20 protein-coding genes and 1 tRNA gene are annotated in these 15,651 nt (G+C 64.6%); 6 read left to right on the plus strand and 15 right to left on the minus strand.

Features of this window, described 5'->3' with window-relative positions; all coding sequences use genetic code 11:
• The first annotated feature begins 38 nt into the window (after positions 1–38).
• Positions 39–194, plus strand: coding sequence for a preprotein translocase subunit Sec61beta (locus HSR122_RS08265; RefSeq protein ID WP_229109108.1), 156 nt, complete (start codon positions 39–41; stop codon positions 192–194).
• 88 nt (positions 195–282) lie between these two features.
• Positions 283–1,668 (plus strand): DUF402 domain-containing protein, encoded by a 1,386-nt coding sequence (locus HSR122_RS08270; RefSeq protein ID WP_229109109.1) that lies wholly within the window; start codon positions 283–285, stop codon positions 1,666–1,668.
• A gap of 65 nt (positions 1,669–1,733) precedes the next feature.
• Here the strand turns inward: HSR122_RS08270 and HSR122_RS08275 are convergent, their stop codons facing one another.
• From HSR122_RS08275 to HSR122_RS08300, 6 genes are all read right to left on the minus strand, one after another.
• Positions 1,734–1,907, minus strand: coding sequence for a hypothetical protein (locus HSR122_RS08275; protein ID WP_229109110.1), 174 nt, complete (start codon positions 1,905–1,907; stop codon positions 1,734–1,736).
• A 74-nt stretch (positions 1,908–1,981) separates the two neighbouring features.
• Complete coding sequence (locus HSR122_RS08280; protein WP_229109111.1) at positions 1,982–2,689, minus strand: TIGR00266 family protein; 708 nt, start codon at positions 2,687–2,689, stop codon at positions 1,982–1,984.
• A 38-nt stretch (positions 2,690–2,727) separates the two neighbouring features.
• Positions 2,728–3,570 carry a universal stress protein gene (locus tag HSR122_RS08285; protein WP_229109112.1) on the minus strand — a complete coding sequence of 281 codons (843 nt, stop codon included), beginning with the start codon at positions 3,568–3,570 and terminating at the stop codon, positions 2,728–2,730.
• A 168-nt stretch (positions 3,571–3,738) separates the two neighbouring features.
• Positions 3,739–4,197 (minus strand): YeeE/YedE family protein, encoded by a 459-nt coding sequence (locus HSR122_RS08290; protein WP_229109113.1) that lies wholly within the window; start codon positions 4,195–4,197, stop codon positions 3,739–3,741.
• A complete protein-coding gene (locus tag HSR122_RS08295) occupies positions 4,194–4,688 on the minus strand; it encodes a YeeE/YedE family protein (RefSeq protein ID WP_229109114.1) in 495 nt (164 codons plus the stop codon). Before HSR122_RS08295 ends, HSR122_RS08290 begins: the two co-directional genes overlap by 4 nt.
• Positions 4,678–4,815, minus strand: a complete 138-nt coding sequence (locus tag HSR122_RS08300) for a hypothetical protein (RefSeq protein WP_229109115.1) — start codon at positions 4,813–4,815, stop codon at positions 4,678–4,680. The genes HSR122_RS08295 and HSR122_RS08300 overlap by 11 nt, the downstream gene beginning before the upstream one ends.
• A gap of 227 nt (positions 4,816–5,042) precedes the next feature.
• Here HSR122_RS08300 and HSR122_RS08305 point away from each other — a divergent pair, with 227 nt between their 5' ends.
• Positions 5,043–5,297 carry a sulfurtransferase TusA family protein gene (locus tag HSR122_RS08305; RefSeq protein WP_229109116.1) on the plus strand — a complete coding sequence of 85 codons (255 nt, stop codon included), beginning with the start codon at positions 5,043–5,045 and terminating at the stop codon, positions 5,295–5,297.
• A gap of 4 nt (positions 5,298–5,301) precedes the next feature.
• Positions 5,302–5,871: a DsrE/DsrF/DrsH-like family protein gene (locus HSR122_RS08310; RefSeq protein ID WP_229109117.1), complete on the plus strand. Its 570-nt coding sequence runs from the start codon at positions 5,302–5,304 to the stop codon at positions 5,869–5,871.
• A gap of 74 nt (positions 5,872–5,945) precedes the next feature.
• On the opposite strand, the gene HSR122_RS08315 is transcribed toward HSR122_RS08310, so the two are convergent.
• On the minus strand, positions 5,946–6,623 hold the full coding sequence (locus HSR122_RS08315; RefSeq protein WP_229109118.1) for a metal-dependent transcriptional regulator: 678 nt from the start codon (positions 6,621–6,623) through the stop codon (positions 5,946–5,948).
• Between the two features lie 49 nt (positions 6,624–6,672).
• Positions 6,673–6,924, minus strand: a complete 252-nt coding sequence (locus tag HSR122_RS08320; RefSeq protein WP_229109120.1) for an MTH865 family protein — start codon at positions 6,922–6,924, stop codon at positions 6,673–6,675.
• A 319-nt stretch (positions 6,925–7,243) separates the two neighbouring features.
• Here HSR122_RS08320 and HSR122_RS08325 point away from each other — a divergent pair, with 319 nt between their 5' ends.
• Positions 7,244–7,552 (plus strand): ArsR/SmtB family transcription factor, encoded by a 309-nt coding sequence (locus HSR122_RS08325; protein ID WP_229109122.1) that lies wholly within the window; start codon positions 7,244–7,246, stop codon positions 7,550–7,552.
• Between the two features lie 189 nt (positions 7,553–7,741).
• On the opposite strand, the gene HSR122_RS08330 is transcribed toward HSR122_RS08325, so the two are convergent.
• From HSR122_RS08330 to trpB, 3 genes are all read right to left on the minus strand, one after another.
• A tRNA-Arg gene (locus HSR122_RS08330) sits at positions 7,742–7,816 on the minus strand.
• Between the two features lie 153 nt (positions 7,817–7,969).
• Positions 7,970–9,067, minus strand: coding sequence for a DUF373 family protein (locus HSR122_RS08335; protein ID WP_229109123.1), 1,098 nt, complete (start codon positions 9,065–9,067; stop codon positions 7,970–7,972).
• A 53-nt stretch (positions 9,068–9,120) separates the two neighbouring features.
• On the minus strand, positions 9,121–10,281 hold the full coding sequence (gene trpB / locus HSR122_RS08340; RefSeq protein WP_229109124.1) for a tryptophan synthase subunit beta: 1,161 nt from the start codon (positions 10,279–10,281) through the stop codon (positions 9,121–9,123).
• 83 nt (positions 10,282–10,364) lie between these two features.
• On the opposite strand from trpB, the gene HSR122_RS08345 reads away from it, so the two are divergent.
• Positions 10,365–10,913, plus strand: a complete 549-nt coding sequence (locus tag HSR122_RS08345) for a type II toxin-antitoxin system RatA family toxin (RefSeq protein WP_229109126.1) — start codon at positions 10,365–10,367, stop codon at positions 10,911–10,913.
• Here HSR122_RS08345 and HSR122_RS08350 read toward each other — a convergent pair whose 3' ends face one another.
• The 4 genes from HSR122_RS08350 to purM all read right to left on the minus strand — a co-directional run bounded on the left by HSR122_RS08350 (position 10,914) and on the right by purM (position 15,388).
• On the minus strand, positions 10,914–11,522 hold the full coding sequence (locus HSR122_RS08350; RefSeq protein WP_229109127.1) for a halocyanin domain-containing protein: 609 nt from the start codon (positions 11,520–11,522) through the stop codon (positions 10,914–10,916).
• Positions 11,523–11,673: 151 nt separating this feature from the next.
• Positions 11,674–12,738 carry a polyprenyl synthetase family protein gene (locus HSR122_RS08355; protein WP_229109128.1) on the minus strand — a complete coding sequence of 355 codons (1,065 nt, stop codon included), beginning with the start codon at positions 12,736–12,738 and terminating at the stop codon, positions 11,674–11,676.
• Positions 12,739–12,804: 66 nt separating this feature from the next.
• Positions 12,805–14,121: a GTPase HflX gene (gene hflX / locus HSR122_RS08360; RefSeq protein ID WP_229109133.1), complete on the minus strand. Its 1,317-nt coding sequence runs from the start codon at positions 14,119–14,121 to the stop codon at positions 12,805–12,807.
• 289 nt (positions 14,122–14,410) lie between these two features.
• Complete coding sequence (gene purM / locus HSR122_RS08365; RefSeq protein WP_229109135.1) at positions 14,411–15,388, minus strand: phosphoribosylformylglycinamidine cyclo-ligase; 978 nt, start codon at positions 15,386–15,388, stop codon at positions 14,411–14,413.
• Between the last annotated feature and the right edge of the window lie 263 nt (positions 15,389–15,651).

Genomic DNA, 15,651 nt, shown 5'->3' on the forward strand with positions numbered 1-15,651 from the left:
TCGAAACACTTACCAACTCGAACAACGGAACAGCGGGTATGAGCTCCAGCGACAGCGGCGGACTGATGTCCAGTGCCGGCCTCGTCCGGTACTTCGACGCCGAGGACCGAAACGCGATCACGATGGACCCCCGTTCGGTGGTCGCGTTCGGCGCGATGTTCGGCGTGCTTGTGCTCGTTCTGAACGCCCTGTGATCGCAACCGCAGCGTTTTCAACGACGGGTGGCGAACGACCCGTCGATGAATCGGACTCGGAGTGGCGGTTCTACGAGACCATCGACCAATGAGTGACACGACTCGCCTGAAGGTCCGGGGGATCTACACCACTGCACTGACTCGCCTGTTCGCGACGAGCGACGGGTTCGAGGTCGTCCAGCCCTCGCCGCCCATCGACGATCGGTTCGATCGGGCGTTCGATCTCGCGCCGGCGGCAGCGACGCTGTTCACGAGCGACGACCGACAGGGCGTCGGCGTCGTCGGGCCGGCCGCTCCCGACGTGCGTGAGCGACTGGCGGCGGTCGGCGTTGATACGCTCACGTGGCGCGACCCGGCGGCCCGCGGTTCGGTCTGGGACGCGACGATCACCGAGACGAACAGCGGCGGGGCGATCGTCGACCTCGACGAGCGGTCGGCCTTTCTGCCGTTCTCGAACGTCGACGACCGCGTCGAGACGGGCAACACCGTCCGAGTGCAGGTGACAGAACCCCGGCCCCCCTGGGACGACGGCCGGCCGGTCGTTGACTCGACCGTGCGCGTCCAGCGCCCGCTGGTCACGCTCGTCCGAGACGGCGCGGACGGCGGGCACGGCGGTCCGGAGCTCGCGGATCTGCTCCCGACCGAGCCACCGGGCGGTTGGCGCGCGACGTGGAGTCACGCGGCCGACGACGCCGGACTCGACGCGCTCGGCGACGCGCTGGAAACCGCCGTCGAACGCGCCGAGGAACTCGACGACGCCCTCGATGAAACTGAAATGGGGGGGACACCCCGGACCGTCTGTGAGGGACAACCGACAGCCTGGGCGTGGTTCGGGCGCGAGTCGCGCTTCGAACTGGATGATCTCCGAGCGTCGGTGACGACGACGATGCCCGGCCACCACCGGATCAAGGCCGGCGACGAGCGCGCGAGCGCCGCCGTCGACTTCGCCGAGGCCGTCGGTGCCAGCGACGGCGGGTTCCCCTTCGAGGCCGTCTCTCGGCAGTTCGGCCCCACAGAGGGGGACACGGTCGCCATCGACCACGGCAAGCCCGCGGGTCACTGTATCCGGCTGGGCCGGGGTGAGGTGACAGAGTACGACCCCTCGGGGACGGTGTGGGTCGAACGCGAGATGTCCCCCGGCGGGACCTACGACGGACTCGGGATCGAGCGACGGGCCGGCGACGTCGCCCGGACGAAGTTCACCGAGGGCAAGTGGTGGTATCCGACGATCTACGAGAGTGAGGACGGCGAGACGCGCGGCACCTACGTCAACGTCTGCACGCCGGTCGAGATCTTCCCCGGGAGCGTCAGGTACGTCGATCTGCACGTCGACGTCCTCAAACACGCCGACGGCACGGTCGAACGGGTCGACGACGACGAACTCGACGCGGCCGTCGAAGCGGGCGACGTCTCCGAGCAACTGGCGGCGAAGACGCGCTCGATCGCCAGTGCCGTCGAGAACGCGCTATCGTGACACCGCTGACGACGGCTCGAAGCAGCGCTGCGGCGCTATTTTACGGACCTAGACGTGCCCCATGGCTACTCGTTCCGGTTCACCGGGGTCACGTCCTCCCACGACGACTCTCCGAAGAACGACTGGAGTGCCATGAGGACGCCGACGTACGTGCCGATCGCCACGAGCACGATCGAAACGACGACGGCGAGTACCAACTCTCCCAGTGGATTGATGCCGTACAGCTGGAGGGCGAGCATGCCCTCTGGTTCAGGGTCGCGATTGAAAAATCGCTCGCCTATACCGTCTACGGGTCGGCTGGCTCCCTCTCGTGCTAGAAGTCGATACTGAATCCGCCGTCACGACCCCCGCCGTCGCCGCTCGGCAGGTTCGGGACGAGCCACGAGAGGAACGCGTCCGGACTGCGGGTCTGCAACCAGACGGTCCCCGGGCCGGAAAACTCACAGACGAGTCCCTCGCCGCTGAACAGCGTCGACTTCAGCCCGCCGACCTTCCGGACCGAGAAGTCCGTGGACCCCTCGAACGCGACGATGTGGCCCGTATCGACGGTGTAGGACTCGTCGGGATCGAGTTCGCGTGACTCGATCGCGCCGTAACTGGAGAGAAACGCCGGACCGGACCCGTCCAGTTCGAGCAGGAACAGCCCTTCCCCGCCGAAGAAGGTCTTGCCGCCGCCGAACTCGGTATCGATGTCGACGTCGGGGTGGGCGGCGACGAACGACCCCGACTGCACGTACAGCGACTCGTGATCCAGCCGGTAGTGGACCATGTCACCCGGCAAGGGCGGCGCGAGCGTCACGTGGCCCGGTCGGCCGGCGGTGAAGGTGTTCATGAAGAACGATTCGCCGCCGAACGCCTTTCGCTTGATCGAGTCCAGGACTCCGCCGCTCGCGCTGGTCTCGATCTCGATGCCGTCGGTGTGGCTGACCATCGCTCCGGCCTCGGCCTGCAGCTGTTCTCCCTGGTTCAATTCGGCCGTCAGGAGCGCGTAGGACGGTCGATGTTCGATATCGTACTCCATACCGCCCTATCTCACAACGCGCCTATAACTCTTGTCCGCTAGCGCGCCGGCGGGACGAGCAGGACGTTGCTGTCCGCCCTGGCCGTGACGTCTTCGGAGGTGCTCCCCAGCAGGAGTCGACGGAGGCGGCTGCGTCCCCGGCCGCCGAGGAGGATCGTCGTCGGATCGATCTCGTTTTCGGCGGCCAGGATCTCCTCGACGGCTTCCCCTTCGCGGATCATCGTCGTCGTCTCGATCCCCTTCTCATCCAGGGACTCGGCCATCGATTCGAGGCGCTCCTCGGCGTCTTCGATCTTCTCGTCGCCGGCACGGCGCTCCGGCGGGGCGACGTGCAACAGCGTCGCCTCGTGGGTCGCCGTTCTCGTCCGCTTGAACTGTTCGAAGGCTCGTTCGGCGTTCTCCGAGAAGTCGGTTGCATACAGCATCCGCTGGAAGAGGTGCTTGTTCGCGACCGCCGGCGATCCGTCGCGCCTGACGATCCGCTGCACCAGCAGCGGGCTGACCGTCGTCCGGGCGAGGTTTTTGACCGTGCCCCCGATGAATCGTTGCTTGAGCGGGCTCTGACCCCGGGAACCCGCGATGATGAGATCGGCGTGCACCTGCTCCGCGAGTCCGTTGATCCGCCGATGTGGCGTCCCACGGACGACGTGGGTGTTGACTGTGAACCCCTCCGATTCGAGCTGTGTCTTCTGGCGCTCGAGGCCTTTCTTCGTTCGACTCCCGATGTCGCTGCCGGGCATCCCCGTCGTGACGTTGGGGCTGGTCACCGTGATGAGGTCGATCTCCTTGATCCCGTATCGGCCGAGACACTTCAGACACACCCGCGAGTCGATCGCCGTGTCGATCGCCGATGACAGGTCCGTCGCGTATACTGCGCGCATACCTGCCGTACTATCCCGACGCTAATAGTATTGTTGGTAGATTCCAATATTACACAATTCTACTGGCAGCCGCTACGAACGACGAGGGGTTCCCGCGTCGTCACAGCGATTGTCGTCGGGGCCAACCGCACGAATCCGTGCGATCGCACCAGTCAAGCGCTACCGCGGTCAGTCGGCGGGCGAGACGGTCGCGTCGGTCCGCTGGCGGTAGGAGCGCCAGTAGCCCTGGGCGTAGGCACCGATGAACATCCCGCCGATCGCGACCAGGATGGGGTAGTTACCGATCCCGACGCTCGCGTAGGCGGCGCCGGGGCAGATCCCCGAGAGGCCCCAGCCGACGCCGAAGACCGACCCGCCGATGACGACGTTACGGTCGAAGGACTTGAGCCGCCTGGTGAAGGTATCACCCGTGAGAGGCGCTCGATCGAACAGCCGCGGGACGACGGCGAAGGAGACCGCCGTGACGACCGCGCCGCCGCCCATCACGAACAGCAGGCCGAAGTCCTCGAACTGCAGGAAATCGAGCACGACCTCCGGGCGGGCCATCTGACTCAGCCCGAGCCCGAAGCCGAAGATCAGCCCGCCGAGGAGGACGACGCCGTAAAACGCCGGCGAACGGTCGCTCATGGGCTCACCCCCAGTGCGGCGACCAGCTGTGCGGTGCCGATCGCGAACGCCAGGAACGTCGCGACGTTCACGAAGGAGGTGTTCGACCCCGAGCCGACGCCACAGACGCCGTGTCCCGACGTACAGCCCTTGCCGACGCGAGTCCCGACGCCGACCAGAACCCCGCCGACGAACAGCCGCCACAACTGGACGTCAGTCGTCCAGCCGCCGGCCCCGAGCGTCAGCGCGTAGGCGGCCGCGCCGGCGACGATCCCGACGGTGAAGACGACCCGCCAGTCGCGCGAGGTCAGGTACTTCGGCGTATTAAATCGCGAGACCGACGAGACGTACGACCACGTCGACTCGAGGAACGTGCTCGCGCCCGCGATGATGCCCGTGGCCGCGTAGATCACTGTGACGCCGAGCCCGATCAACAGCCCGCCGGCGGCGTAGTGTGCGATACCGTTGGGAAACAGCGTTTCGACCGTGATCTGGAGTGGTTCAATCGTCATTTGCGTCGCCCGTGTCCGCGTCCGTTTCGGCACTGCTGTCCGCGGGCTCGTCCAGGAACCGCTCGAGCCCCGGCGGACCGACGATGCTGACGCCACCGTCCTCGTCGATCACGAATGGCTTGATCATAGTCACCCGTTTGTACCCTTCCGTCCTACTAAAGCGTTTGGATAGTAATGTATATTTGTGGCAATATTATGTGCTGAACTGTGCGCAGGCCGTGGATTCCTGTTTACTTAAAGCACCCAAACTATCTGGTTTTGAGTTGAATACAGTCACCCGAACTTGTGCAGTTTTCACCAATCAATACTCTTTTGTACCCGGCCACAATATTGCAGAGTACGCCCAAGATAACCATGACACAGGAGTTCACCACGACCGAGACGCTCGACGTGCGAGGCGAGAACTGTCCGATGCCGGTCGTCAAGACCAGGCAGGCCGTCGACGACCTCGACAGCGGCGAGGTGCTCGAGGTGCTGGCGACCGACCCGGGCAGCGAGAGCGACCTCGGCGGCTGGGCCGACTCGACAGACGGTGTCGCGCTGCTGGAGCAGGACCAGACCGAGATGGACGGCGAGACCGTCTACACTCACTACGTGCGCACCGAGTGATACGATGAGCACGGACAGTCAGTCCGCTGACGACGGAGCACCACCGTCGCGTGAGGCGCTACAGGAGCGCATCGAACAGCTCGAAGCACAGATAGCCGACCTCGAGAGCGACGACAGCAAGCAGATGTCGATCATCGCGACGAAGGGATCGCTGGACATGGCTTACCCACCGTTGATTCTGGCGAGCACGGCCGCGGCGTTCGGCTGGGAGGTGACGGTCTTTCACACGTTCTGGGGGTTGGATATCCTCCACGAAGACCGTTCCAAGGACCTGAAAGTCAGCGCCGTCGGCAACCCCAGCATGCCGATGCCCAACGCGATCGGTGCGTTCCCCGGCGGCGACCGGCTCGCGACGTGGTACATGAACCGCGAGATCGAGGACAACGGAACGGCGACGATCGAGGAACTGATCGACACGAGCCTCGAGATGGGCGTCGAGCTACAGGCGTGTCAGATGACCGCCGACCTGTTCGGCTACGACACCGCCGAGTTCTACGACGGCGTCACGACCGACGTCGGTGCCGCGACGGCGCTGCAGGATATGGCCGACGCTGACATCCAGTTGCTGGTGTGACCGTTGTACCGATTTACCGATGCGACCGCACGACGGCGTGCGGACGATCCGGAACTGACGTACAACGGGCACTATCAGTCGTTGGTAGCTGACGTGGCCCCGGTCACTCTGATCGTCGCGGCCACGTGTTCCGGCAGCGAGACCCGCGTCTCGCTCTCGAGTTCGACCTCGATCAATCCGATCGGCGGGGTGTCGACGACAGCCAGCGTCGTGCCGGGCTCGATCCCGACCTCGGAGAGGTATTCGAGTTCGTCCGGGTCGCGGTCCCGGACGCGGGTCACCTCGACCGTGTCACCCTCGCCACATTCGCTGAGGGCCGTCCCGCTGCATTCCTCGAGCGGCTCCAGCGCGTCGCTGGGGATCGGATCGCCGTGGGGATCGACGTCGGGATCGTCAAGCTGTGCGGCGACGCGGCGCTCGAACTCCTCGGAGATGTGGTGTTCGAGCCGGTCGGCCTCCTCGTGGACCGCCGCCCAGTCGAAGCCGAGCTTGTCGGTGAGATACGTCTCCAGCAGGCGGTGATGGCGGATCACCTCGGTCGCGATCGTCTCGCCCTCGTCGGTGAGCCGGACGCCCTTGTACTTCTCGCGCTCGACCAGCCCGCGTTCCTCGAGTTTCTCCATCATGCTCGTGGCCGTCGGCGGGGTCACGTCCATGCTCTCGGCGATCGTCGATGTCGACACCGGCCCCGTCGTCTCGCGCTGGTGTTCGTGGATCGCCTTGAGGTAATCCTCCATCTCGGGGCTGAGCATCTACTCGAATCTCGGGCGACCGGCAAAATAAACCTGGCTCTCCGGGCGGCTACAGCAGGTCCTGGTCGTCGAGTTGGGCCATCACGTCGTCGACGAACGACTCTACGTCGTCGTAGGGAAAATTCCCGCTGCCGAGTTTCGTGTTCAACTCCATCGCCGTCATCGAGAACTCGCCCGACTCGAAGGTCGTCCCCGGTCCGTCCGGCAGTGCCGGTACCAGGTCCATTGGACTTGCAATCGGGTAGTCCGCGCCCTCGAAGGCGTCGATGAACTGTTCGCGCAAGTCGTCAGTATCTACCATGGCGTGTGGTAACTTAGAAATCAGCCCGCAAAAACCATTTGGGTTCCGGAAGGCCGAATAAAGGGCGATGTAACGGTACAACCGCCGTGACCAATTGCCCCGGTGCGTATCGCTCGGGCGCATTCCGAGTGGCTGCCGGCGCTCAGACGCGTGACGCGACGAATTGTTCGTCGTCCTCGGAAGCGGATCGAACTCTCGGCTCCGACGACAGCGAAAACCGAACGGATCGGACGGTCTTCCCGTCCGGGATCGACCACGCCGAAACATTCCGGTGTAGCGGAGCGAACAATATTTATCCGGGACAGGCTTTCACGTTCGTATGCCCGAACTCGAAGACGAGCGCTTCTACGAGGCACACGCGGATTTCTGCAGCGTCTGCGCCAACGCGAATCGACTGAAGATACTCGATCTGCTGAAGAACGGCGAGCAGTATTCCGTCTCCGATATCGAGCGCCACACCGGAATCTCCCAGTCGACGGTTTCCCAGCACCTCAAACTCATGCGCGATCGAGGCATCGTTACCCGCGAACGCGACGGTGTGAACAACTACTACGCTGTCGCCGACGACCGCATCGTCGAGGGCGTCGAGACGATTCGCGAAGTCGTCAAAGAACAGGTCGAAAACTGATACTGCCGACTGTGAGTTCGTAAAGCTATTCGCCACCTCGGGCTAGCGGATTCCATCAGTTTGTTGCAGCCGGCAGTACGACGCTCGCGAGTCAGACAGCGATTCCGGATCACATTCGGCTGACACAACCGCCGGATCGCGGGGCCAGCGTGCTTGTTCAGCACGCCTCGTGTTCACTCGGCGGCTTCACGGGCACGGTGGGATTCGAACCCACGACCGTCGGATTAGAAGTCCGACGCTCTATCCGGACTGAGCTACGTGCCCTCAGTCATTGATTGCACTCTCATTTTAAAAACAGTAGTGATTGCCGATTGAGCCACATGTCATAGTGACCGTTGTACCGATTTACCGGTGCGACCGCACCGTGCGGTCGATCCGGAAAGGACGTACAACGGCCACTATCAGCTGCTACGTCTCTCACGTGGGATCGGTTCGCTTGCCGAACCGCGATTCGGCGACCGCGAACGCGAGCGTGCTTGTCAACCCGAGTAGCGTCCCGCCGGTGAGTATCAGTGCCAGATACGACAGGGTGGCGTAATCGTACTCCAGGAAGTACACCGAGACGGCGTGCAAGATTGCCGCGATCGAGACGATGTAAAACGGCGCGTTGAGATAGCGCCACTCGAACGTCCCCGAGAGGTATTCGTCGGTGACACGCCCGAGACTGCTGGTCACGCCGGCGGCGGCGAACCACTGGATCGCACCCGCGATGACTGCTGCGACGACCTCGATAACGCCGAGCGGATCGCCGTCGGCCTGCACGGTCTGGAGCGTCTGATACCCGCTGGCGCTTCCGATCAACAGGAGCACGCCCGCGACGAGATACGTCACCAGCGTCACGCGGCCGGCGTACAGTCCCGAGAGGAGGCGATCGACGACGCCGTCGAGACGCTCCCCGAGTCCGAACCCACGCGAGAGCAGATACAGCCCGAGCAGTCCTGAGACGAGTCCGAACACGTCCCCCTGCATCCCCAGCAAATCCGCTAGCACTGCGAGCGGATAGATCAACAGCACGATCCCCAGCGGAACCAGGATCGTCCCGCGAGTCTCGGGGTCGTCAAGCACCTGCTTGATGGTGTAGTACATCGACTCCAGATCCTGTGCCTGTCTGACGACGACCCGCCGGACGCCGTCGATCTCGACCCGCGATCGGATCACTGGCACGACGCTCTCGTCCTGTGCGCCGTCGGTGACCAGCAGCACGCGAACGTCCTCGCCCGTGGAAAGCCGCGCCAGCACCTCGTCGAGTTCCTCGCCAACCGCGCGGTTGGCCGCGACGTCGCTGCCCTCGAGCCCGGTGACTGCCGCGATCTCGATGCTCTCGTCCTCTTCGGCGCTGAGATCGTCGTAGATGTGCAACCCCTCGAAGAGGACGTTGAGGTCGCTGTCCTCGGGGTCCGCGGTGGCGAACTCGACGGCTGCGTCCTCGACGGCGTCGCGGCCGACGACCGGCGTCTCGATGCCGGTCTTGCGGCCCACGTCGTCGTCGAGGTCGATGCACAGCACCAGCAGCATCAGGCGTCGATAGGCGATCCCACCATATGGGTTTTCGGCATCGCGACGCCGTGCTAGCCGAGATCGAAGTGCTCGGCGGCGGTCTCCATGTCCTTGTCACCCCGGCCGCTGAGGTTGACGACGATCGTCTCGTGGTCGGTCTCTTCGAGGACTCGCCTGGCCATCGCGAGGCCGTGGCTGGTCTCCAGTGCGGGGATGATCCCCTCTTCCTCGCTGAGCGTCCGGAACGCTTCCAGCGCCTCGTCGTCGGTAATGGCGCGGTACTGAGCGCGACCCGTCTCGCGGAACATCGCGTGCTCGGGACCGACGCCCGGGTAGTCGAGACCGGCCGACACGGAGTGTACTTCGGTGTCGTCGTCGATGACCCGAGTCTTCATCCCGTGGATCACGTCGTCGGTCCCCTCGTCCAGCGGGGCGGCGTGGCGCTTCGAGCCCGCCCCTTCGCCGCCGCCCTCGCCGCCGTAGAAGGCGACGTCGTCGTCACGGAACGCGTGGAAGAGCCCGATCGCGTTCGAGCCACCACCGACGCAGGCGACCGCGGCGTCGGGCAGGCGTCCGATCTGTTCGAGGCTCTGCTCGCGCGCCTCCTTCCCGATGACCGACTGGAACTCCCTGACCATCCGCGGGAACGGGTCGGGTCCGACGACGCTGCCGACCAGATAATGCGTGTCCTCGATGTGCTGTGCGAAGTCCTCCAGCGCCGCGTCGACCGCGTCGGCGAGTCCCTCCCCGCCACGGGTGACCTCCGTGACGGTCGCGCCCATCAGTCGCATGCGGAAGACGTTCATCCGCTGGCGCTGGATGTCCTTGCGGCCCATATAGATCTCGGTGTCCATGTCGAACAGGGCGCCGGCCATCGCCGTCGCGGTGCCGTGCTGGCCGGCCCCGGTCTCGGCGATCAGCCGTTCCTTGCCGGCCTCTCTGGCCAGCAGCGCCTGTCCGACGGCGTTGTTGATCTTGTGTGCCCCGCCGTGCAGCAGGTCCTCGCGTTTCAGGTAGATCTCGCCGCCCCACCGCTCGGAGAGGTTCTCGGCGTGATACAGCGGTGTCGGCCGTCCGGCGTACTGTCGCAGGATCGTCCGGAACTCCTCCTGAAACGCCTCGCTTTGCACGATCTCGTCGAACGCCGCCGCGAGATGTTCCAGCGGTTCCTCCAGCATTTCGGGAACGTGTCTGCCCCCGTAACCCTCGAAATTACCGGTGTCTTCTGACATCGCCTGAACAATCGAGACTGATGCCCATAACTGTGGCTCTTGGAGGGGCGAGTCCTTTTGTTTCCCGAAGCCGCAGCGACGGTGTGGACACGATCGAAGTCAGCACCGTCGTCTACCGATCGAAAGCCGACGTCTACGGATTTCTCGTGGACTTCCCGCGGTACGCGTCTCTCTCGAAGTATCTCCGGGACGTCCGACAGGACGGGGACGGTTCAGCCGGAACGAACTACCGACTGCGATTCGCCTGGTGGAAACTCTCCTATACGGCCCACTCGACAGTCACCGGTCTCGACCCGCCGGACCGGATCGACTGGCGACTCACGAAGGATCTCGACGCTCGCGGCGCCTGGGTGCTTGAATCTGCACGTCCGCCGGACGATCGGGACGCCGCGACGCGAATCCGGTTTCTCGCACACTACGATCCTCATTCCGCCGGCAAGGGGACGATCGATCTCCCCCGGTTCGTCTCACTGAACTGGGTTATCGAGAAGGCCAGGCCGCTCGTTCGCAAGGAGGCCGAACGGATCGTCGAACGCCTCGTGACCGAACTCGAAGGCGAGTCCAGGCAAGCCGAACTCGAGATACGGACGGGCACAGACCACCAGGGTTCGGGGCCGTTGGAGTCCTCGTAGTCAGGTATCGAGGTCGTCGTAGTCACCGCCGTACTTCATGAAGAAGTACGCCAGACCGAGCGTCGAGACCATCGCGACGCCCGAGGCGACGCCGAGCGCCTTCGCATCGCCCGACACCGACGGTCCGGTCTCGCCGCCGACCTCGACGGTTGGGATGTCATCGCCGACGGCGACGGCGCCGAGCATGCCGAGGTTCTCGTGTGGGCTGCAGTAGTAGGTGACGACGGCGGACTCCGCGAAGGTCTGCTCGTAGGTGTAGCCTTCCTCGCCGACGGGATCGCCGGAGGTGAACTCAACGCTCTCGCCGACGACGTTGTGGTCGCCGCCCGCCCCGGTCCACTCCCAGACGATGGTCGTCCCGGGATCGACCCACACGGCCGCGGGATCGAACGCGTAGCCGTCGCTGCCGGCCCCGACGGCGATCGTGACCTCCTCCTGGCCCCGGAGGTCGGTCGTCGATCCGCCGAACCCGTTCGCGCTGTCCAGATACCCGCCGTAATCCGGCTGCTCGGCGGCCTGGGCGGTCGCCGACCCGCTGGCCGCGAGCGCGCCCGCCCCGCCGGCTGTCGCTCGCAGAAAGCCCCGTCGAGACGTCGCTGGTTCGGTCATAGCCGTCGCTTTCAGGTGGCGACTACTGAAGATAGCGGAACCAGCGGTTCTTGCTTGTAGGGATTCGCGTCGAACTCCTAGATTTCACTTGGGACATCGAATCCACTGGTTCGATCGGAGTCGCGCGTGCTCCGATCGGCGACGCTCATCCCTACTGTTCGCGTTCGATGACGAACCGCGTGAACGCGGCCAGCCGCTCGGCGATCTCGCGATCGAGCTGTTCCCGGGGGAGACTTTCTCTGGCCTGTCGGGCGAGGTCCTCGGCACGCTCGCGCGCGTACTCGATGCTGCCCGCCGACTGGTAGATCTCGATCGCCTCCATGATCTCCCCGTCGGTGTTGTCCTCGGCCCAGAGGATTTCCTCGAGACGGGCCACCTCGTCCGGGGGCGCGTGCTCGGCGGCGTGGATCGCCATCAGCGTCTTCTTGCCCTCGCGGATGTCGTTGCCGAACTCCTTGCCGAACTCGCCGGCCTGATCGAGCGTGTGCTCGATGTCGAGGATGTCGTCGCCGATCTGGAACGCGATGCTCATCCGTTCGGCGTACTCGGCGACGCGTCGTTCGGTTTCTTCGGACTGGCCGGTGATGATGGCGGGCAGGCGGGCGACGATCCGGCCGATACAGCCGGTCTTGCACGCGCCCATCTCGCAGTATTCGGCCTCGGTGGCCTGGATTTCCCGCTTGTTGTGCCACCAGATGTCCATCCCCTGGCCGAGATGTGTCCGGTTCAGTTCGTACATGAGCATCTCGTAGACGTCAAGGCGTGTCTCGGCGTCGAGATCCCCCGAGTTCCGGGTGACGATCTTCAGCGGCAGGAAGTACATCGCGTTGCCCGCGTTCAGCGCGACGTCGACGCCGTATTCGAGGTGCAGGGCGGGTTCGCCGCGGCGCTTGCTCGCCCCGTCTTCGACGTCGTCGACGATGATCGTCCCATTGTGCAGGATCTCGGGAATGATCGCGTAGCGAAGGTACTCCGTCGGATCCGCGCCAAATCCCTCGAACAACTGCACCGCAAGGACGGCGCGCCACCGCTTGCCGCCGCGATCGAGCAGGTCCCAGATCGGGTCCGAAAGCGCGCCCTGAATCGCCTCCGGATCGTACGAGTAGGTCGGCGCGCCGAAAAAGTCCGTCAGATACTGCTCGTCGATCTCCCGGGGAAGGACCTCAGCGATCGCCTCATCGATGACTGGCTGCCAGTCAGCAAGTACGTCCCGCATACCCCGTTCCTCGCTCCGGTATTACTAAAAGTCTACCTCATCGGCACGGATCGGATAGCGGCTTGCTCACGGTTCGAGTGTCGCTTCGAGCTGGCTGGCCTTCGCGCGCGCCTGCTCGACGGTCTCGGGGCGCCCCTCGAACGCGATCACGATCTGGTCGCCGTACTCGACGTCCTCAACGTGGGCGTGGTCGTGGATCCAGGACACCAGGCTCATCGCGTCGTCGGTCATCGGGAGGACGAGCCGCTCGCGCCGCAACGCCGGTAGCGCCTCGTCGATGCGCGCCCGGAGCGTGTCGACGTTGCGCCCCTCGCTGGCGCTGACAGCTACCGGATTCGGCGCGAGTGCCGACAGTGCCTCGCGCTTGCGTTGCAGTTCGTCGTCGTCGACGGCGTCGATCTTGTTCAGGACGGTGAGGATCGGGGCCTCGTTGCGCTCGTAGAGCGTGTCGTGGCTCGTGACCAACTTCTCGCGGATCTCCTCGACTGGTTCGCTCACGTCGACAACGAGCAACACGAGGTCGGCCCGATAGACCGAATCCAGCGTCGACTTGAACGACTCGACCAGCCAGTGGGGGAGATCGGAGATGAACCCGACGGTGTCGGTCACGAGCGCCTCCCGGCGATCGAGTTCGGCCTTGCGGGTCGTCGTCCCGAGCGTCGTGAACAGTCGATCCTCACTCTCGGCGGTCGAATCGAGGTCCGGGTGGAGGTCCTCGTTGTCGTCGACGTCCAGATCGTCCGCGAGCCGTCGCAACAGCGTCGATTTGCCGGCGTTAGTGTAGCCAGCCAGCGCCACCAGATCGAACCCCGACTCGCGGCGCTGTTCGCGGCGGTGTTGCTCGGTCTCCTCGATAGATTCCAGTTCCTCGCGGATGTTGGCGATCTGGTTTTTGATGTCCTGTTCGCGGCTCTCGTCGTATTCCCCCAGCCCCATGAACCCGGGACGTTCGTCGCGCTTGGCGAGGCTGGCCTTGGCCTCCGCCCGCGGGAGTTCGTAGCGCAACTCCGCGAGTTCGACCTGCAGTTGTGCTTTGCGGGTCTGGGCCCGCTGACCGAAAATCTCCAGAATGAGCCGGAATCGATCCAGAATCCGGACGCCATCCGGCAACTGGTTGCCGAGGTTGTACGTCTGGTAGGGACCGAGCTGGTTGTCGAAAATCACCACCGAAGCCCCAGCTCGGGCGACGAGTTCCGACAGCTGGCCGGCTTTGCCTTTCCCGATGTGATAGGCGGGATCCTCCGTCCTGGTCTGGGTCAGTTCGTCGGCGACCTCGTAGCCGGCCGCACGGGCCAGTTCGCGGATCTCGGCGGTCTCGGGGCTCCCCGAGTCGACCCGCTTGGCGATGACCGCGGTTTCCGTGTGCGCTCGTGTCTCCGTCACTCGTCTGCGCGTAGGAGACGAGGCCATATAACTTTGTTTTGACCTCCCGCAGTGGAGTAGCACCCGTCTGCGAGGGGGAGCGACGCGTCTACAAGACGAGCTCAGCGTCCGCGAAAGCGAACGAAACCCCGACAGAATAGCTATCGCGTTCGCAAAGGGGGACGCGGGAGTGGTACTCCCGCGCGTGTGACACTACGGAGCCGTCCGGCTCCATTCACGGTTACGGGATCCAGCCGCATAAGCCTCTAGCGTCGTTCACACGGAAGGCAACGGTGTTTTCCGCGAATCGTCAGGCCAGTTCGAGCCCACGGATCGCTACGCACTCCTCGCCGTCTTCGACGCGACCGATGATGCGCGCATCGTCGCTGTCTTCGACGACGGCTTCGGCGTCGTCCCGGTCGAGCGCAGCCACGAAGCCGGTCCCCATGTTGAACGTCCGGTGCATCTCCTCGCTGTCGACGTTGCCGACGTCCTCAACGAACTCGAAGATCGGCTGTGGCGCGAAGGGGTCATCGATCTCGTAACGATACGATCCCATCCGGGTGAGGTTTGTCCAGCCGCCGCCGGTCACGTGTGCGGCGGCGTGAGCGTCATGCTCTCGAAGCGGGGTGAGCACCTCGCTGTAGATGCGCGTGGGCGTCAGCAGTTCCTCGGCGATCGTGCGGTCGGGTTCAGGTGGGAAGGGGTCGGTGTACTCGTGGTCGCGCGTGACGGCTTCGCGAGCCAGCGTCAGCCCGTTCGAGTGGATCCCGGATGACGGCCAGCCGACGACCGCGTCGCCCGGTTCGGCCTCGCCCGGGAAGACGGCGTCTTTCGGCGCGAGCCCGGCGCAGGTTCCGGCGATGTCCAGTCCCCTGATCACGTCCGGCATGACGGCGGTCTCGCCCCCGACCAGCGCGACGCCGGCACGTTCGGCCCCCTCGCGCAACCCAGCGCCGATCTCCTCGCTCGTCTCTTCGTCCGGCGTCTCGACGGCCAGGTAATCGACGAACGCCACCGGCTCGACTCCCGCCGCGATCAGGTCGTTCGCGTTCATCGCCATGCAGTCGATGCCGACCGTCGAGTAATCGTCGACCGCCTCCGCGACCAGCAGTTTCGTCCCGACGCCGTCGGTGGCCAGCGCCAGATACTGCTGGCCGATATCGACCAGTCCGGCGTAATCGCCCTCGAACTCCCCGGCAGCGCCGATGAGTGCCTCGGTCGCGGCCTCGCTGGCGTCGATGTCCACCCCTGCCTCTGCGTACGTAAGCTCCTCGTCCTCGGCCATACCCGAGTGAGCGCCCGGCCCGGGCAAAAGCACACCGGAACGAACTCGATACGGTGACGATACGACTGCTTGAACCGATAGCGCCTTTCACGACCACAAACGTAGCAAGTCCCCCTCTCGACGTAGGAGACGTTTACATCGCGTGAAAACACCGTAAACAGTCCGAACGATTGTCGTCTCTTATGCGGATCGCCCTCGTGTTGTCTACTATGAGCGTAGCCCGAACGCGGTGTCCGAACTGTGGGTTCGAGGTACAGGGGGAA

It is taken from the genome of Halapricum desulfuricans (genome assembly GCF_017094525.1).
GTDB classification, from domain to species: domain Archaea; phylum Halobacteriota; class Halobacteria; order Halobacteriales; family Haloarculaceae; genus Halapricum; species Halapricum desulfuricans.